Source organism: Pseudanabaena sp. BC1403, from assembly GCF_002914585.1.
Taxonomy (GTDB): domain Bacteria; phylum Cyanobacteriota; class Cyanobacteriia; order Pseudanabaenales; family Pseudanabaenaceae; genus Pseudanabaena.
The window spans coordinates 56906-82842 of record NZ_PDDM01000023.1; the positions used below are offsets into that span (position 1 = coordinate 56906).

The 25937-nt window shown below is 42.1% G+C and carries 23 protein-coding genes and 1 CRISPR repeat array; of the genes, 16 read left to right on the top strand and 7 right to left on the bottom strand.

What is annotated here, in order from left to right:
* Positions 1-5: 5 nt before the first annotated feature.
* Together CQ839_RS18615 and CQ839_RS18620 are read left to right on the top strand one after the other, a co-directional pair.
* Positions 6-938 carry an ABC transporter permease gene (locus CQ839_RS18615; RefSeq protein WP_103669798.1) on the top strand — a complete coding sequence of 311 codons (933 nt, stop codon included), beginning with the start codon at positions 6-8 and terminating at the stop codon, positions 936-938.
* Positions 939-1210: 272 nt separating this feature from the next.
* Entirely contained in the window at positions 1211-2479 is a 1269-nt protein-coding gene (locus CQ839_RS18620; RefSeq protein ID WP_103669799.1) for a DNA cytosine methyltransferase, read from the top strand.
* A 49-nt stretch (positions 2480-2528) separates the two neighbouring features.
* Here CQ839_RS18620 and cysS read toward each other — a convergent pair whose 3' ends face one another.
* On the bottom strand, positions 2529-3971 hold the full coding sequence (cysS, locus tag CQ839_RS18625; RefSeq protein WP_103669800.1) for a cysteine--tRNA ligase: 1443 nt from the start codon (positions 3969-3971) through the stop codon (positions 2529-2531).
* A gap of 241 nt (positions 3972-4212) precedes the next feature.
* Between cysS and CQ839_RS18630 the strand changes: the two genes are divergently transcribed.
* Entirely contained in the window at positions 4213-4542 is a 330-nt protein-coding gene (locus tag CQ839_RS18630) for a hypothetical protein (protein WP_103669801.1), read from the top strand.
* Between the two features lie 21 nt (positions 4543-4563).
* Here the strand turns inward: CQ839_RS18630 and CQ839_RS18635 are convergent, their stop codons facing one another.
* The gene (locus CQ839_RS18635) at positions 4564-5724 is read right to left on the bottom strand and encodes a YafY family protein (RefSeq protein WP_103669802.1); all 1161 of its coding nucleotides are present in this window, start codon (positions 5722-5724) and stop codon (positions 4564-4566) included.
* 183 nt (positions 5725-5907) lie between these two features.
* On the opposite strand from CQ839_RS18635, the gene CQ839_RS18640 reads away from it, so the two are divergent.
* From CQ839_RS18640 to CQ839_RS25780, 8 genes are all read left to right on the top strand, one after another.
* The gene (locus tag CQ839_RS18640; RefSeq protein WP_103669829.1) at positions 5908-7485 is read left to right on the top strand and encodes a type III-B CRISPR-associated protein Cas10/Cmr2; all 1578 of its coding nucleotides are present in this window, start codon (positions 5908-5910) and stop codon (positions 7483-7485) included.
* Positions 7470-8543, top strand: a complete 1074-nt coding sequence (locus tag CQ839_RS18645) for a CRISPR-associated protein (protein WP_103669803.1) — start codon at positions 7470-7472, stop codon at positions 8541-8543. Before CQ839_RS18640 ends, CQ839_RS18645 begins: the two co-directional genes overlap by 16 nt.
* Entirely contained in the window at positions 8543-9406 is an 864-nt protein-coding gene (locus CQ839_RS18650; protein ID WP_103669804.1) for an RAMP superfamily CRISPR-associated protein, read from the top strand. Before CQ839_RS18645 ends, CQ839_RS18650 begins: the two co-directional genes overlap by 1 nt.
* A 9-nt stretch (positions 9407-9415) precedes the next feature.
* Positions 9416-9889 (top strand): hypothetical protein, encoded by a 474-nt coding sequence (locus CQ839_RS18655; protein WP_103669805.1) that lies wholly within the window; start codon positions 9416-9418, stop codon positions 9887-9889.
* Between the two features lie 5 nt (positions 9890-9894).
* Complete coding sequence (locus tag CQ839_RS18660; protein WP_103669806.1) at positions 9895-11781, top strand: hypothetical protein; 1887 nt, start codon at positions 9895-9897, stop codon at positions 11779-11781.
* A gap of 59 nt (positions 11782-11840) precedes the next feature.
* Complete coding sequence (locus tag CQ839_RS18665; RefSeq protein WP_103669807.1) at positions 11841-13286, top strand: hypothetical protein; 1446 nt, start codon at positions 11841-11843, stop codon at positions 13284-13286.
* 50 nt (positions 13287-13336) lie between these two features.
* A CRISPR array of direct repeats spans positions 13337-16500; the repeat unit is 19 nt; unit sequence TCTCCTACTCGCTAGGGGA.
* Between the two features lie 145 nt (positions 16501-16645).
* Positions 16646-17062 (top strand): hypothetical protein, encoded by a 417-nt coding sequence (locus CQ839_RS18670; RefSeq protein WP_103669808.1) that lies wholly within the window; start codon positions 16646-16648, stop codon positions 17060-17062.
* Between the two features lie 82 nt (positions 17063-17144).
* Positions 17145-17267: a hypothetical protein gene (locus CQ839_RS25780; RefSeq protein WP_258040788.1), complete on the top strand. Its 123-nt coding sequence runs from the start codon at positions 17145-17147 to the stop codon at positions 17265-17267.
* 40 nt (positions 17268-17307) lie between these two features.
* On the opposite strand, the gene CQ839_RS18675 is transcribed toward CQ839_RS25780, so the two are convergent.
* Positions 17308-17961, bottom strand: a complete 654-nt coding sequence (locus tag CQ839_RS18675) for a Uma2 family endonuclease (protein WP_103669809.1) — start codon at positions 17959-17961, stop codon at positions 17308-17310.
* Positions 17962-18237: 276 nt separating this feature from the next.
* On the opposite strand from CQ839_RS18675, the gene CQ839_RS18680 reads away from it, so the two are divergent.
* Entirely contained in the window at positions 18238-18999 is a 762-nt protein-coding gene (locus CQ839_RS18680) for a Uma2 family endonuclease (RefSeq protein WP_103669810.1), read from the top strand.
* Positions 18917-19498, top strand: a complete 582-nt coding sequence (locus CQ839_RS18685) for a Uma2 family endonuclease (RefSeq protein ID WP_103669811.1) — start codon at positions 18917-18919, stop codon at positions 19496-19498. Before CQ839_RS18680 ends, CQ839_RS18685 begins: the two co-directional genes overlap by 83 nt.
* A gap of 336 nt (positions 19499-19834) precedes the next feature.
* On the opposite strand, the gene cobS is transcribed toward CQ839_RS18685, so the two are convergent.
* Positions 19835-20590 (bottom strand): adenosylcobinamide-GDP ribazoletransferase, encoded by a 756-nt coding sequence (gene cobS / locus CQ839_RS18690; RefSeq protein WP_103669812.1) that lies wholly within the window; start codon positions 20588-20590, stop codon positions 19835-19837.
* Positions 20591-20750: 160 nt separating this feature from the next.
* On the opposite strand from cobS, the gene CQ839_RS18695 reads away from it, so the two are divergent.
* On the top strand, positions 20751-22019 hold the full coding sequence (locus tag CQ839_RS18695; protein ID WP_103669813.1) for a S41 family peptidase: 1269 nt from the start codon (positions 20751-20753) through the stop codon (positions 22017-22019).
* Positions 22020-22271: 252 nt separating this feature from the next.
* Positions 22272-23846: an efflux RND transporter periplasmic adaptor subunit gene (locus tag CQ839_RS18700; protein WP_103669814.1), complete on the top strand. Its 1575-nt coding sequence runs from the start codon at positions 22272-22274 to the stop codon at positions 23844-23846.
* A gap of 20 nt (positions 23847-23866) precedes the next feature.
* Here the strand turns inward: CQ839_RS18700 and CQ839_RS18705 are convergent, their stop codons facing one another.
* On the bottom strand, positions 23867-24100 hold the full coding sequence (locus tag CQ839_RS18705) for a hypothetical protein (RefSeq protein WP_103669815.1): 234 nt from the start codon (positions 24098-24100) through the stop codon (positions 23867-23869).
* Between the two features lie 183 nt (positions 24101-24283).
* Between CQ839_RS18705 and CQ839_RS18710 the strand changes: the two genes are divergently transcribed.
* On the top strand, positions 24284-24703 hold the full coding sequence (locus CQ839_RS18710) for a barstar family protein (protein ID WP_103669816.1): 420 nt from the start codon (positions 24284-24286) through the stop codon (positions 24701-24703).
* Between the two features lie 264 nt (positions 24704-24967).
* On the opposite strand, the gene CQ839_RS24860 is transcribed toward CQ839_RS18710, so the two are convergent.
* Positions 24968-25267: a hypothetical protein gene (locus CQ839_RS24860; protein ID WP_146048765.1), complete on the bottom strand. Its 300-nt coding sequence runs from the start codon at positions 25265-25267 to the stop codon at positions 24968-24970.
* Between the two features lie 149 nt (positions 25268-25416).
* Positions 25417-25767: a PadR family transcriptional regulator gene (locus tag CQ839_RS18720; protein ID WP_103669818.1), complete on the bottom strand. Its 351-nt coding sequence runs from the start codon at positions 25765-25767 to the stop codon at positions 25417-25419.
* Between the last annotated feature and the right edge of the window lie 170 nt (positions 25768-25937).

The window sequence follows — 25937 nt, forward strand, 5'->3', positions numbered from 1 at the left end:
TTACCATGGCAGATACATCTACAGCATTAGGTTGGATGAGTGTTCCCCTAGCGATCTTCGCAGGTACACTCAGAGGGAGCGCACCATTTCTATTTGTCAGTTTAGGTGAATGCCTTACCGAAAAAGCTGGCAAGATTAATCTTGGACTAGAAGGAACCTTGCTGACTGGGGCAATGACTGCTTATGCAGTTTCTTACCTAACTAAATCGCCTTGGTTGGGAGTCTTTGCCGCTGGTTTAGCAGGTGCTGGTCTGGGGTTAATTCATGCATGGTTATCACAGCGACCTAAGGTAAGTGATGTTGCTGTAGGGATTGCGATGATTATTTTTGGTAGTGGAATTGCTTTCTTCTTTGGCAAAGCCTTTATTCAACCTAAAGCAATTCCACTACCTTTATTTGAGTGGGGCAATTGGAGCAGTTTCCCACAAGTTCAAGCCGCTCTGAAAGTTAGCCCATTGTTGCTGATTGGCATTGCGATCGCACCATTAATGCAATGGTTTTTTAGTTCGACTCGTTGGGGCTTATATGTACGTGCTGTAGGCGATAGCCCTAGTGCTGCTAGAGCAATGGGGATTTCGGTTGTCGGAGTGCGTACCTGTGCGATCGTCGCAGGTAGTTTCCTTGCTGGGATCGGTGGTGCAAGCTTATCGCTGTATTACCCAGGGCTATGGGCCGAGAATATCTCTAGCGGTCAAGGTTTAATGGCTGTTGCCCTAGTAATCTTTGCAAGATGGCAGCCAATTCACTGTCTATGGGCAGCTTTGCTGTTTGGTGGTGCACAAGCGATCGGGCCAGCTTTACAGGCAGTTGGATTTGATTCTTACTATTACCTGTTCAATGCTGCACCCTACATCATGACTTTAATCATCACGATCGCAACCTGTTCACCACGAAGGACATTAACGGGTTCCCCAGGAGCCTTAGGTACTAACGAATGAGTAAAATTTAAAAGCCTTGCAAAGCAAGGCTTTTAAATTTTTATACCAATTCTCGAAAGAGCGACTACTTTTTGAATTCTCATTATGAAAATAATTTTGGGGTTTGCTGCACCTTTGCCACAGTAAACCCCAAAATTGTTTTTGTTGAAAGTCTGCCTTTGGCAGACTTTCAACAAAAACAATTTTTATAATGAGAATTGCTGCTACAAGTATTTAGGCTGGCTATACTACAATAGATTTTCTGTGGCTGATATCTAAATGCTTTGTGGATTATGGGAAATCAACGACCGATCGCTGTCGATTTGTTTGCGGGTGCGGGCGGCATGACGCTTGGATTTGAGCAGGCAGGATTTGATGTATTAGCTTCTGTAGAGATCGATCCAATTCATTGTGCCACCCATGAATATAATTTCCCAATGTGGTCAGCGATCTGCTCCAGCATTACAGAGATTTCAGGTTGTGATATTCGACAAAAATCAAAAATAGGCGATCGCGAAATTGATGTCGTTTTTGGTGGGCCACCATGCCAAGGATTTTCGTTGATGGGGAAACGAGCGTTTAGTGATCCGCGCAATGAGTTGATATCGCATTTTCGGCGCTTAGTGATCGAACTTAATCCCAAATATTTTGTAATGGAGAATGTGAAAGGATTAACAATCGGCGATCAACAACATTTCATTGGTGAGGTGATCGAGAGCTTTGAGCAAAAAGGCTATAAAATGCTTAAGCCTTATCAAGTGCTCAATGCTTCTCATTTTGGGGTTCCTCAAAACCGTGAGCGGCTCTTTTTAATTGGTTGTCGCCAAGATTTAAATCTTCCCAATTACCCATCACCAATTACAAAGCCAGCTAAAATCAAACGTATCCCTAAAGAGCTTGCCAATTTACCTGATAGCCCAACCGTAAGAGATGCGATCGCAGATTTACCCGATGTTTCTCAATATCCTGAGCTGATGAAACGCGACTGGTGTGTAGCAAATTTCCCAGAGCCAAAAAGCAATTACAGTGAATATTTGCGAGGTCTGCGATCGGATTCTGCCGATTTATCCTATCCGCGTGATTGCGATCGCAGTTTGCTCACCTCCAGCATCCGCACTGTCCATAGCCAAGCTTGCATGGAGAGATTTAACAAAACTGCGAATGGAGAGCTTGAGAAGATCAGTCATTTCTTGAAACTTGATCCCGATGGAATTTGTAATACTTTGAGGGCAGGAACTCCTAGTACTCGTGGTGCATTTACGGCTCCTCGCCCTATTCATCCCTTTATGCCACGTTGTATTACTGTGCGAGAAGCCGCTAGATTGCATTCCTATCCTGATTGGTTTCGATTTCACAGTACCAAGTGGCATGGATTTAGACAAATTGGCAACTCAGTCCCGCCTTTATTAGCAAGAGCTGTTGCCCTAAAGATTATGCAGTCATTAGAAACACAAATCTCAAAACCAGAGGAAGTTATTCAACTAACTGAGGATGGAGGGCTATATCTAAAAATGGTAAAAGCTGCCAATAGATACGGAGTAAGCTCTCATTTAAAACTTTAAATCCAAAAAGACAAATCGTCCGCTACGCGGACGATTTGTCTTTTTGGATTTACTCCCTGATCCAGCGTGTAGTTCCATCTTTTTGATCGACTAGGGTAATCCCCAAAGTCTTAAGTTCATCCCGAATGCGATCGCCTTCCTGATAATTCTTCGCTTTCTTCGCTTCAATCCTTTTTTGAATTAGGGATTCTATTTCTGGATCACTAATGCTCTCTTCCTTGACTTTGCGATCGCGAATATCGGCAACAAAGCCCAAAACACTGACCATATAGCTCAATGTTTGCCAATCTTGATATAAAGCTTCAGAACCCGCAGCCGTTTTGCCAGCATGAGATAGAGAGTTTCTCTCAGCACGTAATTTTTTGGCTAATTCAAAAACATGGGACATCGCCACAGAAGTATTAAAATCATCATTCATCGCTTCTTCAAAACAAGCGATCGCTTCACCCAAATCTTTTCTAGCAGGAATCTCTATATTTTCCCAACCTAACTTTGCCCCAAAATCCTCCGCAAACAGCATTCCATCGCGAATTGTTTCCCAGCCTTTCGTGGCGGCATTAATTGCTTCTTCCGTAAAGTCAATCGGTTGGCGATATTGTGCTTGTAGAATGAATAAACGGATTGCCATTGGCTCGAAATGAGAAACCAGATCCCGAATAGTTGTGAAATTATTCAGCGATTTCGACATTTTCTCACCGTCAATATTCACAAAGCCATTGTGCATCCAGTATTTAGCTAGCGGCTTTGCATAAGCAGCTTCTGACTGCGCGATTTCGTTCTCATGGTGCGGAAATTGTAAATCTATGCCACCTGCATGAATATCAATGGTTTCACCTAAACGCGATCGCACCATTGCTGAGCATTCAATATGCCAACCAGGTCTTCCATTCCCCCAAGGCGATGACCAAAAAGGTTCATTGGGTTTTGCGGATTTCCATAAAGCAAAGTCAAAGGGATAGCGCTTCTGTTCTTCCTGCTCATCAACTCGACCACTTGCCCCCGCTTGCATATCTTCGAGCTTGCGTCCTGAGAGCTTCCCATAGCTAGGAAATTTCTGCACTGCGTAATAAACATCGCCACCTGAGGCATAGGCATAGTCGCGATCAATCAACTGCTGAATTAGCTCAATAATTTCGGGAATTGTCTCTGTAGCGCGAGGATATTCATCAGCTTTGGCAATATTTAGCTTTGCCATATCCTCATCGTAGGCGGCGATATACTGCTCTGCGATCGCCTGCATTGTTGTATTGTTTTCCTGAGCCTTTTTTAAGATCTTGTCATCAATGTCCGTAATATTCTGAACATACTTAACTTGATATTTTGTCGCCAAATAGCGCCGAATCATGTCCCAAATCACATAGGCTCTAGCATGACCTAAATGGCAGTAATTATAGACAGTTACACCACAAACATACATTTTCACAATCCCCGCTTCGAGGGGAATAAAGTCTTCTTTGTGTCTGGTGAGTGTGTTGTAAATGCGAAGGGTCATGGATTTGAGTATTAAAGAGGCGCGAGGTAATTATACAGTAAAGCCATAGCGTAAGGGCAATTCATGAATTGCCCTTACGCTATGGCTTTGTCATGAAAAGAGGTGCAATATTTTTATTAAAAAAGATGAAATGTGGCGCAGCATAGCACATTTCATCTTTTGGATTGCTTGTACTAACGAGACTAAGACAGCTTTATACTGAAATTTACATCACACTAACTGCAAAGAACTTTATTAATAAATGCAAATTTCCACTCTGAAAATTCTGGCTCTATTTATCAATCTTCTAGGTATTCCTGCGCTTATTTTTTCAGGAAGATTTGCTTTGGAAACTCCTGTTGGGTTACTTTATGCATCAAGTGGGAGGGTAGCCTTCTGGGCGATCGCTACCTTGGGATTTTGTTTTGTTCTGCTACCTATTTTACTTGTAGTAGCTGAAATATCTGGATGGCAAAATTTTAAACAACGGAAATATATTGATTCTATTGGTGCATATAAATGGGTACTTGTGGATCTTTTAATCATGCTATTTCTTTCAGTTGCCATGAGTGCTGGTTGGGTTAAGGGATAATTGGTAAGCTCCACAGTACAATTATCCCTTAAAATCATATAGAGATGCTAACTTCAGTGCTGAAGAGCGAAAGCGATCGCGTAAACTTTGTGGCTCAAGGACTTGAGCATTATGAACAAACTGATTTACCCAACGACAAAACTCATTTAGCGATCGCTCTGGTAGCGTAACGATGTAATCGATATACTCAGGCTTTCCACGCCGATCAATCGATTGGGAAATATGTCTTTTCTCTCCCTCTTCGATAAAAGCAATTACGGGTGCAAAAAAACGTACCTTGACTTGAATATATTCTAGAGTTCCTGTAATCTCTCTAACTTGCTCAGATGGTTCACCAAGAAACAAACCCCAACCTTTTTTAAACAGATTCATTGCTACAGTTAAACTTGATTTTTGGAGATCGATTCCTCTGTGCTGATTAACGAATTGGATTTGGTCAGTAAAGCGATCGATTCGTTCGATTTCTAAATGACCATTATCGACATATTCATAGAGCAAATACCAAGCGATATCGTGATAAATCAATTGCAATGGGAAGACTTGTAAATATCCAATTTTCTGACTGTAGGGGTCGGCATATCGATAGATGGTGATTGCTTGTCCGATCGCGATCGCGTCTTCCACTTGATCTAAACAATTATAAAGATTTTGGCGATTTTTTTTGATATCCAGCATTTCGTCAAGATCGGTGTAGATGATTGCTCGATCTATTTGCGATCGCACGGGATAGAGATAGTCTGTGGATTCTAATATTTGTTTGCCGCGCAGTTTCTTTTCGAGTTTTTGGTAAATACGGATTGCTTGGGGCGATCGTTGATATTTTGCCATTGAGTTGAGGGCATTGAGAGCTACTTGCAAGTCTTTAAAGGACATCACACCTGTTCCGAGGAAGTAGCCCCAACGATAAATACGTTGCTCTAAAATGCCATATTTGCGGAGTGTAACTAGGTCTTTGCGAAGAGTGGGGATGGAATACTTAGTTAATGGAATATTGTATTGTTGTGCTATTTCATAAACTTTTTCTTTGACGGCTTCTAGGGATTCGTGGGCAGATTGGGAGTTATTGCCGATGCGATCTGGGCTGCCAATTCCAGGGTGATGAATGAAGGTGACGATGAGGAGCATGAGGCGATCAAAGGCTTGGTGATCGCTATAGGAATGTAAGTTACTAGTCTTCGGCATAATGATATGTCAAGTAAATGACAATATTTATAGAAAATTATAATTTGCCATTAGTTTGTTTTTATTAAGATATTTTGAGCCATATATATAAATTATAAAAATATTCTCATAAATTAGCTATCGTGATAAATATCTGATAAATTGCTTTTGTAAATGTGCGTGAGAGGTAAGGCGATCGCAGTCATGGATGTACTAACACAAGAAAAATCCCAAACGAGTGAATCCGTGAGTGGGAAATATACGGTGATTACATTTGCTCCTGTACAAGGCTTTATTGAGAAGTCTCGCAAGTTGCGCGATCTCTATGGTGCGTCGCAAATTCTCTCGTACTTAAGTTGGAAGATCGTTTGTGCGGCTAATAGTAAAAACTGTGAAGTGATTTCACCTGCGATCGCGATCGATGATGCCTCTGAGATGGCTAATGTTGATATTGTGCAAGGAATGCCCAATCGAATTTTAATATTGGGGGATTTCTCGCATAACGATGCTCAGAAAGCTTTAACTGAAGGCTGGAAAGAAATTGTAACGGCTTGTCGTGGTTGGTTGAGAGATAATTTGCAAATTGATGATGAGGGTTGGTTTAACTCTTGGACAAGATGGCAAATTCACGCTTGGGAGGTGTTTTGGGGCAGTGGGGCAGATATTGAGTTAGCAATGCGTGATTTGGAAACTCGGAAGTTGCGGCGGGCTTGGACTGTGCCGAATTGGAATGGTGAAAGTTCGAGTTTGTCAGGGCATGATGCGATCGCTCATCCAAATATGGATAGTTTGGGAACGAATGAAGCAGAAATTAAAAGCTTTTACAAGAGGCTTGCTGAAGTTCTCGATCCTTCTGGTGATGAGAACGATCGCGCTTATATCAACGAAAATGAGCGATTGAGTATTCCTGAATTAATCAAAAGATTGGTTACTTATGGGGCGATCGCTAGACATATCCACCGCGATCTTTATGCGCCGACTTTTCGAGAAGTGCTTCGCAAAGATGATAAATCTGGTGCGACCTATTGGACTGGCTGGTTTATGGGTGATGGCGATAAGGTCGGAGATCACCTCAAGAGGCTTACAGATAATGCTAGTGTCACTCAATTTAGCCAGTCTTTGAGGGCTTGGGGTAAGAAATTCCAAACAGATTTTGATAAAAAAGGGCGTGTAGTTTATGCGGGAGGAGACGATTTTCTTGGTGTGATGTATGGGGACAAACAGACTCCTAAATTAGATAGTCGTGAAGTAATTGAATGGTTACTGGATTTGCGTGGTAGCTGGGAAAAAGGAAACCTTGGGATTACGCTCAGTGTGGGATTTGTGTGGGCAGGGCATAGCGTGCCGCAGCGTGATGTGTTGCAGCATTGCCGTGAGGCTGAGAAGCTGGCTAAGAATTTAGGACGCGATCGCGTGACGATTCGGGTTCTGTTTAACAATGGTCAATTTGTGCAGTGGACTACGCCTTGGAAATATTTGGAATGGTTGAAAGACTACCGCGATCGCAATGACAATACTGGCAAAGATGCAAACTGGAGCCATGTATATACCGATCTGGCACAACTCAAGGCACGTCATGCGATACCGCCAGAGACAGCAGAACATCCAAGTGACTATCTAGCTATTGAACTGCTGACATTGTATTTTGGTGAAGATAAACGCAAGATGTTTAGTAAGGCTAAGGATCGTAAACATCTCACAGGTGAAAAGGATGAGAAATCAGTTATTGCATGGATTGAAGGCATGATTCTAGTGGGGTGGCAACTATGTTCAAATATCTAATAGTGGTTCGTCCGTTGGGGTTTCTGTATGCTAGTGCTGGAGCATTTCTATCTCCTGAAAACTTAGTTGGAAGATCTGGGACAAAATTTCCACCTGATGCGGCAGCGCTTTCAGGGTTGATTCTTCGGGCTAGCTACGAACAGAAACTTCCTAATCATAAGGAACTTAAGCTAAATCTAACTGTTGCTGGTGCATTTTGGGCTAAGGATGATAAACCACAAGACTTTTATGTGCCGATCCCGCGGTCGCTCATAATTGGCAAAGAAAATGCTGATGAATGGGAAATGTTAGATGGTAAATGGGAAAAAGACTGCACAAAAGATGTAGATGCTGACTATAAATGGCAAAGTATTCGCTATTGGGATAACCCATTAGATGAGATTTTCAAAAATCGTCAGAATAGCAAAGACAAACAAAAACATATTCTTGATAGTACGGCTGAGCCTCCTTGGAAGTTTACATCCATGTTGCATCCAACTTTAGAGAAGGATCAGCGTCATGTTCGTTTACCGCAAGACGAGAATGATAGGGGCAGTCTTTTTTTAGAAAATGCTGTCCAGATGGATGAGGATAGTTGTTTGGTCTACCTTTCAACCCATAGAGTTGAGCATGGTTGGTATCGATTTGGTGGTGAGAACCATATGGTAGAAATCACCTGTCAAGATCTAGAGCAAAATATTTTGAATTTGTTTAACGAGCCAATCAAAAGAAGTTTTGCTCTGATCTGCCCTGCGGTTTGGGGTAACAATAATTTATCTGTCCGTTATCCTCAAGCATTTAAGGCTGGTGAAAAACCGCCGCAAATGCTGACTGATCGTCCTGTTACCTTTCGGTATCGTATGGGTAGTAATCTAGGGATTGGTCGATATGCTGTTCCTTCGGGAACTGTTTATGTGCTTAAACATCCACTAGATGAAGAGCATAATACTTGGTGGAAGTTTCCAAACAAGTGGTTTCCGCAAAGTAATGAGGATAAAGACTTTGATAAAAGACCGTTACCTCTAAAACATTTAGGGTGTGGTTTGTGTTTGCCAATTACAATTAAAGGAGTGGACTAATGTATAAAAAAGCTTACGGTATTATTGAAACGCTTGCGCCTCTCCATGTTGGAGCAAGTGCAGGTGAGGAATCAGGCAATCTCAACCTGATATTTCGCGACCAATTTACTCAAACGGGTATTATCCCAGGGAGTTCTATTCGTGGACGTTTTCGGGCTGATATGCGACAAGATCTTCGACAGAAAAATGAAGGCTACAAAGATTACAACTATTGGTACGGACAAGAGGCTCCAGAAAAGGGAGAAGCCGCCGAAAACAAGAAAGATACCACTGAGGCACTGGTCAAGTTTGAATATGCTTCAATTGTTTGGTTGCCTGTGTACTGTCCTAATCAACCTGTAGTTTGGGTTTCTTGTCCTCGTCTTCTCAAACGGTATCAAAAGCTATCAGGCAAGACTCCTTACACATTTACGCCGCACACTTATTATGGGGCTAAAGATAATCTTACTAAGCTGTTTTTTAATTTGGGCTTCATTCGTTTGGATTCTTCAGACAAAAAATTAGGGGATTATATTCCCGATAATCTTGAAAACCTGCAATCAGGTAGAGATTTAGTTCTAATTGTAAGTGATACAGAAATTTCAATGATTCATGATATGGCTTTATATCGTCAAAGCCGTGTAGCTCTTGATGCTAACGAGAAAAAAGCCAAAGGTGGTGCATTTTTTAATGTTGAGGCTCTGCCTGAAGGCACTATCTTAACTTTTCCAACGGCAATCAAGAATAAAGGCAAAGATGATAACTCTTGGCAAGAGTACATTGTCGATGCAGATATCGAGAAAACTAAAGAACTTTATTTTGGTGGTCTAGAATCGATTGGATTTGGGCGCACTAATGTCACTCTATATGAAGGATTGAACTAGGAGTAAAACATGACTACAACAAATAAACAAGATGCTGGTTGGTATCCCTACAATCTCGATCATCATGCTCAAGCATTGGTAATCAAACATCGTGATGAAAAGGATGTTTTGATTGAATCTCATAAAATGAGAATGGCTGTTGCCTATGGGCTAGAGCGTTTTTGGGGAGAGCATCTCAGATTTGAGCGCGAAAAAAAGGAGGAGAGCAAAAATAAAGGTAAGTACTGGAGAGATGTTTGGCAGATTTTAGGCAAGATCCTTGAGGAGTCAGACATTACGCTTCCAGATGCAGATACTAAAGTCAAGTTTGATGACACAACTAAAATTGGTGAGACAAGCTCTGCAATCTGGAAAATGTCTGCTGAGACTCCTGATGATTATCGTATTGCATTAACTGTTTTGACACAGCTTTGCGATTCACTTGTTTGGTGGACTCAAAGATATAGAAAAAAAGATAAAAAAGTAAAAGGAGAGGAGGATTAAAATATATGTCTTTTTCTAAAGCGTTTGAGAGAGTAGGAATACAGTCTTCAAAATCTAAAGCATCTACTAAGTTGGAGATTAATCCTGAAGAAGTGCCAATGATGTATCGCGCCCAAGTCAGTGGGCGTTGCAGTTTACAGTTTGCTGGTAATAATCAAGATCTTGAGGATTGGCGCAAGGAGTGGGTTGATCCTAAATTAGACAACGATCCACAGCCACGTTATCAGCGAAAAGAGCCTAAACTAGGTTTAGATGGCTCCATCTATCGAATTAAGATCGAGTTTCCATTTAGATTGTCAAGTAATTGTGGTCAAGATAGTATTCTGCGCCCAATTATGGGTAAAAATGGAATCCCCTATCTTTCGGGAAGTAGTGTTAAAGGTCTATTTCGCCGTGCTTGTAAAGATAGTCCAAATAAACTTAGACTTTATTGCGGAGATGATGACAATTTGACACCAAGTACTCTTGGCTTTAGGTTTCATGGTGCTTATCCTATTGGTGATTGGTCAGGAATGCGAAAAGTAAGGGTTAGAAAACGAGGCGAGATGATTATGGAAACTCGCTATCGAATGCTTGATGTGATTCATCCACAACAGTTACGGCAGGTAGGAGAAAAGGATAGCTCACCTAATGCCTTTGCCATGGTGAGTCTTTTTCAACCAACTATGGTATTCGAGTTTAGTAGTGCAGATCCTAAAAACACTAACTGGCAAGAAGTGGAAAATATTTTCTTGCAAGCAATTCAGTTAGGTGTAGGCGGTAAAACTAGTACTGGCTATGGCTTAGGTGGGCATTTAGTTGATCGCCCTTCCGAAATTCCGAAATACCCAATTACTGTTGCTTTTAAGGGACGTGGTGTTAGCCCAACTCTACGCAGTGATGAACCTGAGTTTCGTCCAAATCTATTCAAGGCAACTTTGCGTGGTCATGTCAAAAGACTATTAGCTGGTGTAACGCAGGCTGGTAAAGACATTGAAGATCGATTGTTTGGTAGTTCTTCTGATCCCAGTCAACTACAAATTTTTTGGCAAGAAACAGCTATAAAGTATGACGAGATCAAAAAACCTGCTACATTCTCGACTGAAGGTATTTTACATATTGATATCAAAAGACAAGAAAGCGATGATATTAAAAAGCAATTAGAATTTGATGCTCAAAGAGAAAGCGATCTAAGGTTTATTGAACAAGTACTCATGTTTGCCTTTGTTATGGGTGGTTTTGGTAAATCATGGCGTAGAGTCTCCCATGAAATATTTTATAAAGATTATGTGAGTAAAAAATTTGAGATTGGTTGTCATTGGGAATTAGCTAGTACAGATTTAAAGTGGTTAGCCATCAAGTCTATTGATGATCTCAAGCAATTCATTGAAGGTTTGTACACCGTATGTAGAGATCGCTTTAGCTCTCAATCGTCAAGTTGTCAAACATGGCGTGAAGCTTGGAATCCTAATTGTGTTACGGTTTATGCCTCAATAACTAGAGAAAGTAATGTGGTTCGGCTTTTTCACGATGAAATCTTCAAGAAAACGCCAGCGATTGGTGGAAGAACTATTGTGAAAAAATTCAATCGTAAGACTCAAGAGGAGGAAGATAAAGAACAACTTGGGTTTAGCAATGTATGGCATCGAATGTTGCCAATTGGAAATAATCAGTATTTAGAGATTGTAACTGTGTTTCATAGCGATCGCTCTAAATGGAAGCATAGGGATGAAGGGGATCAACTCAAACCATTTCTTGATGCAATAGCTGCCAAAGGCATGAAATATGTTTGGGGCAATCAAAATCCTTTGCAAAATTCGTCCAAGAGCTTGCCTTCTATTCCAACTCCTTCAAAGACTCAATTGCCATTGTCTAATAAACCGATACTAAAACCTAAACCACCCATACAATAAAGTGCTTGGTTCTCGTTAAATACTCGATGATTATTGGTAAACTGATAAGAGATTAAAACATGAACACGGTTTGGATTTTGACAATAGGTAACAGTGATGTTGCCATGACTTCAAAAGATGATTGGGAAGATTTAAGAAGAGAGAAAAGACTTGGGCAAGTTTACCATAAGTTTAAAGTGACTGAGCTATCGAAAAACACAGATGGTGAGACTCTATATTCCTTATCTGCTAGAGTCTTAGGGGATTTATATGAAGATGTCTTAGATAATGATGAGTATTGGGAAACTCTTAGATTTCCTCTATTAAAAGGTTTTGTTGCGAAATTAAAAGGAACACCTAAAGAGCTAAATAGAATAATTATTTTGTTAACTAATCAGGAAGATATTTTTAAGGTCAATAATCGTTCAAGTTCAAGTCCATTTTGGCAAGATACTTGTAAGCTTGAGTCCATTTTAAAGAAATATTTTGCAAGGGAATTTAGTGATGATTTTGTCAACAGTAAGGTCGAGTTTTCTTATTTAAAACCTCTAAAGGAAGAGGAAGGTTTAGATGATTGGGATGCAACTCTGAAGCTAATGCAAGCAGAGTTTATGAAATGGGAAAACAACAGTTGGATCACGCAAAACGATCTCGTAATTGTTAGTCATCAGGCGGGGACTCCTGCGATTTCTTCGGCGGTGCAGTTAACTTGTTTGATTCGCTTTGGTAAAGAGGTGGAATTTCTAGTTAGTAGTGAGTTAAATCCAGATAGAACTGAGCTTTTAAGCGGTTCATCTTATTTTAAGACGTTGCAATTTAAGAAATTAAAGGATTTACTGGATCGACATGACTATTCAGAAATTGCTAGTGTTTTAGAAAATATTTATTTAGAAGATTCTGGTGAAAAGCAAAGATTGAATCATTTACTCGATTTAGCTAAACTCTGGAATAATGCCGAATTTGAAGAGTTTGCAAGCAAAATGGGTGAGCCTGCTACTAGTCGAGCTAGGGAATGGTGGTGGTCGGCTTATGAGTCTGCTTATTTAGGGGTGGTGCGATTGAAACAGGGTAATACGGTTGAAGCCATTTTTCATAGCTTTCGAGCCGTTGAGGGATTATTGCGTAAATGGGCTGAAAACAAACAGAACTTAGTGCCAAATAGTAGGGGCAATTTGATGATTGCGCTTCCTAGTGGTGAAAAATTTAATCTTTATGGAAAAGCGCTCTATAACTGTCTTGAGAAGTGCTATACAATTGATACTAGTGAGGATATCTATAAGTTTGGGCATCTTATCTTTGATAAAAGAAATGACTTGTTTCATCAATTATTAGGTTTAGATCAGTCAAAGGTATTTGATTTTTGGGAAACTGATCGTCAGATTGATTGGGAGAAAAGAATAATCGGTTGTTTAAATTTTATTGCTAAAGAAGATTTGCCCAAAGAGTTTGAATCTATAGAAGAGGCGAGTTTAATGGCACAGGTACATGAGAAATTGGAGGAGGTAATTAAGTCTATCTCCTATTAGCTGATAAGTTATTGCTAGCTTTAATAGTATAAAATGAGTCTCCTACTAGCTAGGGGACGCGATCGATTGGAAACTTTGTTTATATTTATATAATAATACTAAATTGAACTTTCCCTACTCGCTAGGGGACGCGATTAATTGGAAATGCATCAGAATAACCAGCAAGACCTAATCCCTCATAAATTCTCCTACTCCTTAGGGGATGCGATCGATTGGAAATAATGTGTAGAGCCGCCCGTAATATGTGAGTGTGAGTCTCCTACTCGCTGGGGACGCGATCAATTGGAAACTTCATCCACCAAGCCTGTACTGATTTCTCACCTGTATCTCCTACTTGCTAGGGGACGCGATCAATTGGAAACAGCCAAACACCTTTAGGACTTGCGCCTGATGCAATTCTCCCTAATCGCTAGGGGACGCGATCAATTTGAAACTCGTTCAGCCATAGGTTCAGGATTGTGTCTATCATGTCGGGCATCTCCTACTTGCTAGGGGACGCGATCAATTGGAAACGGGAATCCCATGATTTACGCCGTAGTCTGGCAACTGTCTCCTACTCGCTAGGGGACGCGATCGATTGGAAACATCTACTACTTTGAATATGTAGATGTGGGTTTATAGTTCTCCTACTCGCTAGGGGACGTGATCGATTGGAAACGGGTAACGAATTTCTGGGTATTGCGTTACTGCTTTGTTCCCCTACTTGCTAGGGGACGCGATCGATTGGAAACAACTGAGCTTTTAGAAATACAATGTCGTTGATCGATATTCTCCTACTCGCTGGGGGACGCGATCGATTGGAAACTAGGTGCGCCCATCTTCTTGAGCATGGTCAAGTAGTCCCCTACTCGCTAGGAGACGCGATCGATTGGGAACGTAACTACCAACACAATGTACTGTTCAACATAGATATTCCCTACTCGCTAGGGGACGAGATCGATTGAAAACCCAATATCGACGGTCTGAGACTTGATTACGTGAGGACTTCCCTACTCGCTAGGGGACGCGATCGATTGGAAACATCAGCAAAGCAGGACGCACCAACACGCCACACTCATTCCCCTACTCGCTAGGGGACGCGATCAATTGGAAACTAACCACCTTCAATAAATGCTTGTACTGGTAAACGAAAGAATCCCCTACTCGCTAGGGGACGCGATCAATTGGAAACAGCTTGTCTGCAAAATGAACATAAAGCTTTGCGATTCTCCTACTCGCTAGGGGACGTGATCGATTGGAAATTTGAAAGTGCGGTGTGTCTACCATTTCCACCACTGGTCTCCTACTCGCTAGGGGACGCGATCAATTGGAAACAGTTTGTTGCTTTACCTTTCAGCCACACGTCCAATTCCTCCTACTCGCTAGGGGACGCGATCGATTGGAAACTTCACCCGTCAATCATTGTCCTGTCCTCAAATTTATCTCCTACTCGTTAGGGGACGCGATCGATTGGAAACTCTACAAGCCCTTTGTTTTTTTGCGCGATGCATTGCAATCTCCTACTCGCTAGGGGACGCGATCGATTGGAAACGATTGTGGGAAAACGAAGGCAAAAACTATCTTCGAGTTTCTCCTACTCGCTAGGGGACGAGATCGATTGGAAACAAAAAATGCTCGACGGCGGACGTTATTTTATACATTTCTCCTACTCGCTAGGGGACGCGATCGATTGGAAACTCCCATAAATTACATTTAGTTCCTAAATATCGCCATGTCTCCTACTCGTTAGGGGACGAGATCGATTGGAAACGACATGTAGAAAGACATATTAAATGTTGGTATATTCTCTCCTACTCGCTAGGGGACGCGATCGATTGGAAACACGATCGCATCTATCGCCATCGGTTTAGGAGATGGAACTCCTACTCGCTAGGGAACGAGATCGATTGGAAACTCCCAATTGTGGATATCTTCGCAAGCGTATTTGTCAAGTCTCCTACTCGCTAGGGGATGCGATCAATTGGAAACTCACAGAGATATGAACCTGTACCCCCACAACCTATGATTCTCCTACTCGTTAGGGGACGAGATCAATTGGAAACTGTACTAGAAGATCTGTGTATACTATTGAGTTAAAATCTCCTACTCGCTAGGGGACGCGATCGATTGGAAACAGTTCATCCCGCACACCCTCAATAAATTGGGTGAAGAGTCTCCTACTCGCTAGGGGATGCGATCGATTGGAAACGATTAAATCACCGCAGAAGGTACGGGGCTAGAAACATCTCCTACTCGCTAGGGGACGCGATCAATTAGAAACGGGTAAAATAGAACACGGACTCTTGTGCCAGTTTTGTCTCCTACTCGCTAGGGGACGCGATCGATTGGAAACGCCAGCTTGGTTCGTGCGATACGGATTGTTACTTGTTTCCCCTACTCGCTAGGGGACGCGATCGATTGGAAACCCTAACGAGTAAATCGTCACCGCTTCAGTACCAGATCTCCTACTCGCTGGGGGATGCGATCGATTGGAAACTCCTTACCAATAATGAAATCGTTGTTTTTTGAACGGTTCTCCTACTGCTAGGGGACGCGATCGATTGGAAACAGTCCAAACCAGTCAGTAGTCTTGGGGTCAACAATATTGAATTCTCCTACTCGCTAGGGGAAGCGATCAATTGGAAACTTGCGTGTTAAAGTAAATTCCATAATATTCTCCTTTTCTCCTACTCGCTAGGGGACGCGATCGATTGGAAACATAAAGTAGTCGGGCGTGTAGTTTTCGTCGCCTTTTTCCTCCCCTACTCGCTAGGGGAAGCGATCGATTGGAAACCACACACCAACTATGAAAATGCTGTACCGATACTTTGTCTCCTACTCGCTAGGGGAAGCGATCGATTGGAAACTCGCAATGCCATCAATATAAATGTGATAAATGTGTTCGGGGTTGAGATCTCCTACTCGCTAGGGGACGCGATCGATTGGAAACATCCAACTGCATTGTCAATCCTTTGATGAATTCGCTTCTCCTACTCGCTAGGGGACGCGATCGATTGGAAACTCAACTTCATCTAGCATCTCGTCTGCTGTAAGCAATCTCCTACTCGCTAGGGGACGCGATCGATTGGAAACTCAGCTACTTTCTTTCGGATTGCAATTGTGTCAGTCTCTCCTACTCGCTAGGGGACGCGATCGATTGGAAACCTAACAGCCTCATTCATTATCTCAATTTCGTTTAGTCTCCTACTCGCTGGGGGATGCGATCGATTGTTCTCTTGGTAAGGGAAAGGTCGCATATCCCAATTGTTAGAGGATGCGATCGCCTAATAAAAAAGCAGTCCGTCAAACAGGCTGCTTTTTTGTTCGCTTACTCACTCGAAAAGGCGATCGCTTAAAAATAACTTGTAATTTCTATTACAATGAGAACAAAGACCCGCAATTTTTATCGCTCCCATAGCGATCGCAAAGGTAAATTTCTATCTGGTCTAGGCTCCAAAAACATGAGTGCAAATTCACCTATAAACCCACAATCCAACCTCCCGACTAACTTTTTACCAGTCCTGCAAGATCGGCTGCAAAAATTCCTTGATGAGAATGAAGCTAGAGTTGATCAAGCCCACGCTCAGATCGTCCATGCCAAAGCGCTCTTAGCAAGCCTAGCTTCCGACACAATAGCAATTGGAAATCAAAGCGATCGGCATAAAACATTGAGTCGTCCACCTCGAAAAACACCAAAAGCCAAAAAGCGCCCATCTCTATTCGGCTCAGACAAAGACAAGATCTTGATTGGCAAAAAATTTGATGAGCCGTTAACAGAATTTCAGGATTATATTTGATGAGTGCTTTTTTATTTGATCGCCTTTTGATTTCTCAATCCATTTCTGAAAAGTTACCAATAACTCAGTTGTGATGGAAAATTTGAAAACTACCCTGTCGAAAGAATTTGGTAGCGAACAATATTACGATCGCCTAATAAAAAAGCAATCCGTCAAACAGGCTGCTTTTTTGTTTGCTTACTCACTCGAAAAGGCGATCGCCTGAAAACAACTTGCAATGAGGAAATTAAGTCCCATTAAAACTATCAGCCACTAGGCAATTCACCGAAGCGATCGCGATATTGCTGTAATAAAGCTTGGGCTTCAGCGAGTTGTTGGGTAGTTTGCTCTAGTCGTTGATTAACCTCAATGTATGAGTAAAACTTTGTGCCGTCGGGTTTGTAGAGTTGGAGGCGACCTGTGGATGTGTCAAAGCGGACTTCGAGGCGAGGACTTGTCCAGTTATCGGATTGGGCGATCGGTTCTAGTCCTTCGCTAGTGCGAATCCAGATGTCGAGAAAGTTGGCTTCGGGGTCATAGAGGTAATATTCTTCGACTTGGTGGCGATCGAAGAAGAGAAGCTTTTTGCTCATTTCAATGCGATCGTTACTGGGAGAGAGAATCTCGAAGACGACTTGAGGGGCGATGTTTTCTTCTTCCCATTGGCGATAGGAACCGCGATCGCCTTTGGGACGACCGAAAACCGCCATGACATCAGGGGCAGTGACAATTTTGGACTGTCCTTGAACGGGATACCAGAAAAGGTCGCCTGCAATGAAGACGTTAGGTTCGTTGATATAGAGTAGATCTAAGCCTTTTTTGATTTCAACGATGAGTTCAAACTGTTTGGTATTGTCTGCCATTGGCTTACCATCGCTGTCAGGGTAGATGATTTCAGGTTTGCTGATTTGACTGACCATGATGGTTGTCTCCTGAACTGGTGTTTGGATTGTTTTGATTATAGTGGAGATTTTTCGATATGTTTACGGAATTTGATAGCGACGATCTCGTCCCTTACTCGCTAGGGGACGAGATCACCTCATAAAAAGCAGTCCATCAAACAGGCTGCTTTTTTGTTTGCTTCCTCACGCGAACAGACGATCGCCTGAAAAGTACAATCCAAAATCTCTGATAAAATATAGGTGATGATCGCGGTAGGTAAACTTAAAAACCTATGCATTAGGAGCAGACAGAGCGTGACAGTCACTATTCCCATCAAATCTATTGACCTAAGACATGGTAGCGCGATCGCCATTCACTCTTTGAGTTGGCGTGATTGTGAAGACATCCTTAATGAGCTAGGTGAAGATCGCCATACTCGCATTGCATACTATCAAGGCACTTTAGAAATTATGTCCCCCCTATCAAGACATGAACGCCCCCATCGCCTCGCGGGTTATATTGTGACGGCAATTTTAGACGCGCAAGGGAGAGATTGGGAAGATTTTGGCTCAACCACCTTTTATCGAAAAGGAATGGCTGGTGTGGAACCTGATACTTGTCTGTATGTTACCAATGCGGCTTTAGTCCGTGATTGTCAGGAACGTATCGATGTCGATATTTATCCGCCGCCTGATTTAGCGATCGAGTCAGATGTAACTTCTAAGACCTTATTATCTGCTTACGAAGCGATCGCCGTGCCTGAAGTTTGGATTTATCGTGATGATAGCTTGAAGATATTTTTGCTCACTAATGGACATTATCTAGAGTCAGAGAGTAGCCTGCTTTTTCCAGATATGGCAATCAAAACGATAATTCCACAGCTTGTAAATCAAGCGATCGCTATCGGAACAAGCGCCATGTTAAGAGAGTTTCGCAAATCTCTAATTTGTGGTTACATCGTGACAGATTGTTTTACAAAAGAGGAGTATGAAAATGACTACAGTGATTCAAGCGCCAGTGATAAAGACAGTTACATCGCAGCAAATGACATTGGCGGAATTTTTGGCAAGCCCTGAGTCTGATCAGAATTATGAATTTATCGATGGTCAAGCTATAAGAAAAATGTCGCCAAAAAGATTTCATGCTTCTTTACAAGCAGAGTTATTGATTTTTTTGCGAACTCTGCTTCAAGGCAAAGGCTTTGTCTATCCAGAATGGGGAATCGTGTTAAAACGCAATAATCAGGATTGGTGTCCTGTACCTGATTTGACCTATATTTCGATAGAACGATTACCTAGTGATGTCGGGAATGAGATGTGTCCAGTACCGCCAGAGTTAGTAATTGAGATTATGTCAGAGGGACAGACTTTTAAGGAATTTGTGGCTAAGGCTGGTGATTATTTGAAAGCTGGGATATTACGAGTATGGGTTATCGATCCGATGAGCAGAACTTTGACGTTATTCTATCCCGATCGCCCTCCAGAGACTTATCAAGGCGATCGCCTATTAATCGATGAGTTATTCCCACATTTGGCTGTGACAGCAGAACAGTTTTTTGTAAAAGCAGGAATTTGAAAATCGGAGACAAGTAATTATGATAGGACTTACGCATCTGCCCTGCAATAAATTGCGGGCTAAAAGCTTAAACCTGTTGAAACAGGTTAGTTTGAGGCTTTCTTTAGTCAGTTTTAACTGACTTGAGCTTTGAGCCAAGAACTTTAGTTCTTGGTTGATTCTAGGCATTTTTATAATAAAAGCCCTAGCCTCATCTCATTCAAAGTCGGCTTACATATTGGTAATTGCTTATCGAAATTTGGGAGCTTTTAAAGGAAGTGTCAGTGGAATCTTCTACTCTCTAGGGAATGCGATCTCATACAAAGCATACACCATCCTTCTATATCAGGCTCCCATTCACAATAAAAAAGCGATCGCACACAACCCCAACGCCTCAGTCCACTCGACGATCGCACCATAGGTATCGCCAGTATGTCCACCGAGTTGACGGTTGAGCCATGCACCAATGAACCAAGAAAAACTAAAACCAATTACTGTTAAACCAATTCCCAGATAAAGTGAGTTGTAAAAATAAGCGATCGCTAAATTACCAATCGTTAATAAAATCGCGACTAGCCACACTTGCCAATGATGCAAATCCTCTTGATGAAATTTGCCTTTGCCGATCGCTTTGAGATAGGGATAAGCCATAATTGCTCGAAGCTGTCCCCATCTTGCCCAAGCCCAAATGCTGGTTAATATCCAAAATCGCTGATCCTTAATTGCGGCGAGAGCCATAACTTTTAATAGCAAAATCGTGATTCCTGCGATCGCACCAAATGCGCCAGTGTTACTATCCGCCATCACCTCAAGGCGACGACTAGGATCGGTGACCGCTAGCCCATCGGCTGTATCCATCGCACCATCGAGATGTAACCCACCTGTGATCAGCAACCCTAGTAAAATCGTGAGTAGCGATCGCAGATATATAAATTCTGGAGCAGGTTTAATTAGTCCTAATCCAAGGTCAAGAGAGGCGATCGCGCTGCCGATCAAAATGCCGATCAGTGGTGCATAGAGAGCAATTCCTCGAAAATCTAGCGTTCCCTGTGGACGTAAAGGCAAACAAGTATAAAAAATTAGCGATGCCTGAAATTTTCGCCAATACTGCATTTTAGAAAACCCATAAATTTAGAGGGAGCATAAAGCGCCATTTCTAATTTATGGGTTTTCTGCGTCTTAGGTACTAAAAAATGGGAAATTTGGCTTGAAGAAAGCTAGATTAGTTAGGATAGAGAAAATATTTTTATATAAAAAAGTTTGCATAGACAGCATGATAAAACAGCGTCGTATTTGGTCTTGGCTCGTAATTAGTTTAGTAGCGATCGCCGTGCAGTTTTTCTGGATAGGTGGTGCAAATGCTGCGGTGACAGACTATTTGCAAGAACAAAAGTTTCTGACTAATGTCTGGCAAATAGTTAATCGTTCTTACGTAGACGCTGATTTTAATCATCAAAACTGGTACAAAGTGCGCCGCCAGTTTATCAACCGCAAATTTAATAGCCGAGAAGATACCTATACGGCGATTAGGGAAATGCTAGCAACCTTAGACGATCCCTTCACAAGGTTTCTGGAGCCAGACAAGTTTAAAAGTATGAAAACTAGCACATCAGGCGAATTAACTGGTGTGGGGTTACAAATCGCCGTAGATGAGCCTGATAATAATGTGACCGTGATTTCGCCGATCGAAGGTTCGCCTGCGGATGTGGCGGGTGTGCGATCGCGCGATCGTATTGTTGCGATCGACAACATTCCGACTAAGGGCTTGAGTCTTGATGAATGTGCGACCAGAATGCGCGGCAAAATTGGCTCTGAGGTGAAGCTGAGTCTAGAACGTCCTCTGACTGAGGGTAAGGGCTTAGAAAAGCTGGATGTGGTAATTAAACGCGATCGCATTGCGGTTACGCCAATCATTGCCAAGCTCAACCAAGAAGCAAATCATAAAGTCGGGTATATTCGTTTAAATCAGTTCAATGGTAATGCCTCTGCGGATATGGAAAAGACGCTGAAGAAGTTTGAAGTTGAAGGTGCGGATCGTTATGTTCTCGATTTGCGTGGTAATCCTGGTGGGCTATTTGATGCTGGTTTACAGATTGCGCGGATGTGGATTCCTGAAGGAACTGTGGTTTATACCGTTGATCGGCATGGAGTACAGGAGAGTTTTGAAGCAAAAGGCGATGCGATTACGACTGATCCCTTAGCTGTGCTTACTGATGGTGGCAGCGCTAGTGCTAGTGAGATTCTGGCAGGTGCTTTGCAAGAGAACGATCGCGCTCAACTTGTTGGCACAAAGACCTATGGCAAGGGTTTAATTCAATCTCTATATGAATTGGAAGATGGCGCAGGTTTGGCAGTGACGATCGCTAAATACGAGACTCCATTGCATCACAATATCCATAAGCGCGGCATTATTCCGAATGTGGAAGTTGCACTGACAGAGCCAATTACTCGTAAGCAGCTTGGCACAAATGAAGATCCGCAATATGTAGCAGCTTTATCAGTTCTAAATGGAACTTATAAAAATGTGATTGCGAAATCGTAAAAGATGTAGGGGCAATTCATGAATTGCCCCTACATAGAAGTACTTCTTCTCGCGCTAATCTACAGCCATAGGCGATCCTTTGATCATATCAAGAAATAGCGGTGCAGGGCGAAGCCCCGCACCGCTATTTCTTGGTTTTATATATCTATTTCTTTGCTGGGCAGGCAGTATATGATATGCAATATTTCATACTCATTTCATAATCCTCTGAAATACTGACTGAATCTGCAAAATCTATTAGAACCATTCCCCATGCTGAGACAGTCTATTTCAGGAGTAATGAGTCTGCCACTATGCATCTCTTTAATTACAAATCCCGCTCTAGTTCTTGCTCATGCAGGACATGGAAACGAATTTAAAGGCAGTAGTACGACTCAAACCTCAGGGATTTCTGTAGATCAGGAAGTGGCTAAACGTTTGGGTATTAAAACAGAACCAGTCAAACGTCAGATTCTCAAGTTAGCAATTAAGACAACTGGACAAATTGAGACATTGCCCAGTCAAAAAGCAAAGGTAACGACTCCGATTAAGGGAACGATTTTAGCTTTATTAGTGGAACCTAATCAAAAGGTCGAGGCTGGTCAACCTGTGGCAATCCTGTCTAGTCCTGAGCTGGCAGGATTACAGGTAGACGCGATCGCGAAGCAATCAGAAGCAGATGGGAATGCTATGTCGGCGATCGCAAATCTGCAACTAGCCGAACAAAATCTTGCTCGGCAAAAATCTCTAGTCGAAGCCGATATTCAACAAGCTCAAACGGAACTGAATTTAGATAAAGAACGTTACGATCGCGATCGTGAATTATTTACGCAAGGCGCAATCACCAAGCGACAGGTTCAGGAATCGGAATCTAAATATGTTGCTGCAAAGTCAGCTTTAGCTAAAGCTTCCAGCCGTTTACCTTTGCTAGAAGCAGAGGCGCAAATGAGTCGGGCGGCAGCGGATGTGCAGGTAGCGCGATCGCGAATTTCTTTGAGTGGTGCGGCTTACGAAGCAAGGCGCAATCAGTTAGGGGCGATCGCTAATCCTGATGGAACGGTGACGGTGGTTAGCCCGATTGCTGGTGTAGTTAGCGATCGCGAGGCAACCTTGGGCGAGTCTGTGGAGGAGTCAGGCAAGCCGATTATGACAATTGTGAATGATCGCCAAGTAATGGCTTCGGCAAATATCTATGAGAAAGATTTGAGTCAGGTGCGAATTGGTCAAGCTGTACAGGTGAAAGTGGCGGGAGATAATACCAGTTTTACAGGTAAGGTTACAGCGATCGGGGCAACTATTGATAGTACGACTCGCGTTGTGCCTGTGAAGGCGGAAATCAATAATGCTCAGGGCAAGTTAAAGGTAGGGATGTTTGCAGATTTAGATATTATTAGCGATCGCGCTTCGCAACCAGTAATCGCAGTTCCCATTGCATCTGTAGTGGAAAGTAACGGCAAGCAATTAGTGTTTGTGCAGAATGGAACTAAATATCAGCCTGTCGAAGTTAAGCTTGGGAGAACTTCTGGTGATTTAGTGGAAGTCCAAGATGGCTTGTTTGAAGGGGATCTAGTAGTTACGCAAAGAGCAAATCAGATTTATGCTCAGTCTTTGCGAGGTGATACTCAAGAGAATAAAGGTAATCCCAATGATGATAATCACAGCGCTGAGAAAACTGTCTCTAATGTTAGTCAAGGTTGGCTGGTAATTGCGATCGCTTTAGGGGCGATCGGTGGTGGTGCGATCGTGGCTTTGGCTTTTTGGTTAGGCAGGCGATCGGGTACAAAAATGGTGATTTTGCGAGAACCATCTGATGAGCTATCTAAAATAGGCGATCGCATTGATAGATAAGGATATATCCTTTTCTATCGCTATGGTTTGCGTGGAATTTGGACAGTTTGAGGTGTTGAACAAATTGGTGGTTTGGTTTGAGCAGATGGTAAATATGGACTGAAGGTATAAACCAAAATAGGGACAGCGATATGGGTTCCTATATAGGTAAGACTCCTCAATAGGCGACGAGGGATCGCAATGTTAATTTTGTCATCATCATTGGGAGGGTTAGAAGTCTCAGCGCTTTTACCAGAAATCGATTTGTTTGACATAATCAATCCATCATTAATATTTTTAGGCGTTGTTGCTTCGGCACAGCTTTTTTGTGAGCAAATAGCTATTACCTATGAACAATAGTATATCCAATAAATAGATATACTGTCAATACCTGTAAAATACAAAAATCTACTACACTGATGATCACTATCTGACTTTTCAGAAAATCATCGAAGAGTATGACTAAGCACATAACCCAGTTACTTCCTGTTAAGCCTTTAGCTGATCGTGATTCTGTTGCGATCGCTAATGGTGCTGATAGTTTACAGAAGTTAAAAACTGAAATTTTTTATCTTGATGGTCGAGAAATTCGAGATAAGCAGTCTTTTTTGCAGAAAGTTGCTGAGGTGATGCGGTTTCCAGATTATTTTGGCTATAACTGGGATGCTTTGGAGGAGTGCATTACAGATTTGGATTGGTGTCCTGCGGCGCGATATATTTTGATATACGACTATCCAGAAGTGTTTTCAAAAGCGGAGCCTGAAGAATGGAAGATTGCAAATGATATTTTGCGATCGGCTGTGGAGTATTGGCAGGGGAAGGATACGCCTTTGGAGGTTTTGTTAATTGGGGAAAGCGTTACAGAAAAACCATTGTAGGGGCAGAGCATTCCCGCCACAATCTATAAAATCGTCAGATCCCTCCAATCGGAAATGCTCTGCCCAAGACCTGAAACATCTACCGATAACCCCTAAATCACCCAAGACCTTAAACATCTACCGATATCTCCAAACCGCAGGGATAATTTATCGGTGAAAGCGGAGAGGGTTTAGCATTTGCAAATGGAGATTTTGGTGGAGAGTTTAGAAGTATTGCTGCAAATGCTAAACCCCTACGGTATCTACATTACAAAATTTTTTTCCTTACCTCGTGGCTCTGCGGGTGGCGAGAATAAAAACCTTGTCGATGCCAATATGAAAGGCAAAACGAGTGAGGCGATAGAAGGTAATCAGCGAAACGAGCCAATGATTTATTCCTGCTGCTTGCATTCTAGTCCGTGATTCCATCATGTCACTAATCCAGTGCTGCCATTCATCCCACTCTTCAGGATAGACATCAAATACTTCTTGAGCGAATGTCTTCATTAGACTAACATCCCATGTTTTGTATTTAATTTGTGATGTTTGCTTCTCTTCAAGTAAGATGTATGGAGTTATTGCCATAGATACTATAGGCAAGAGAATAGAAGCAATAATAATTAAAACAACTTTCTTTGAGGATATTGTGGATACCTTACTCCATTGAATCAATAAGAAACTACGCATGAACATTAATGTAGCTATTATCAATTTGAATATGTCTTTTAAGATATTCATTGCAATACCCATCCCATTGCCATGACAGTTCTCAACCCACTTAAAAACACTTCCTTAGCATTAAGAGCGCGACTACCCTCACCCGCAATTACATAATAACGCCGTCTTGCGCCAGTTAACTCCTCTGGAGTTTCATCACCCCAACGCGAAGTCACAAAACCCTTTTCCTCAAGTTTTTTTAGCGTTGGATATAGCGAACTAAAACCAATCTTGCGCTTGCCATCACTAGCCTTAGTGATCGCATCAATAATTTCTAAACCATAACGCTCGCGATCGCGCACCGCATATAACACCATTTCTTCAGTGGGCGTAAGGTCTAGGGGATCATCAGACTTTTTGCGTGCCATAACCTAATATACATACAATCTATAACTGATTATACATTAATTAGATATATAGTCTATATCGTAAAAATATTTTTTGAAGCGATTCGGATCGTAGAGTTTCGGGGATCGTGATTTCATCCTGATTTCATAGTTGTATGAGAGAGTGAGACGCTACAGCCACTTACTCTCGA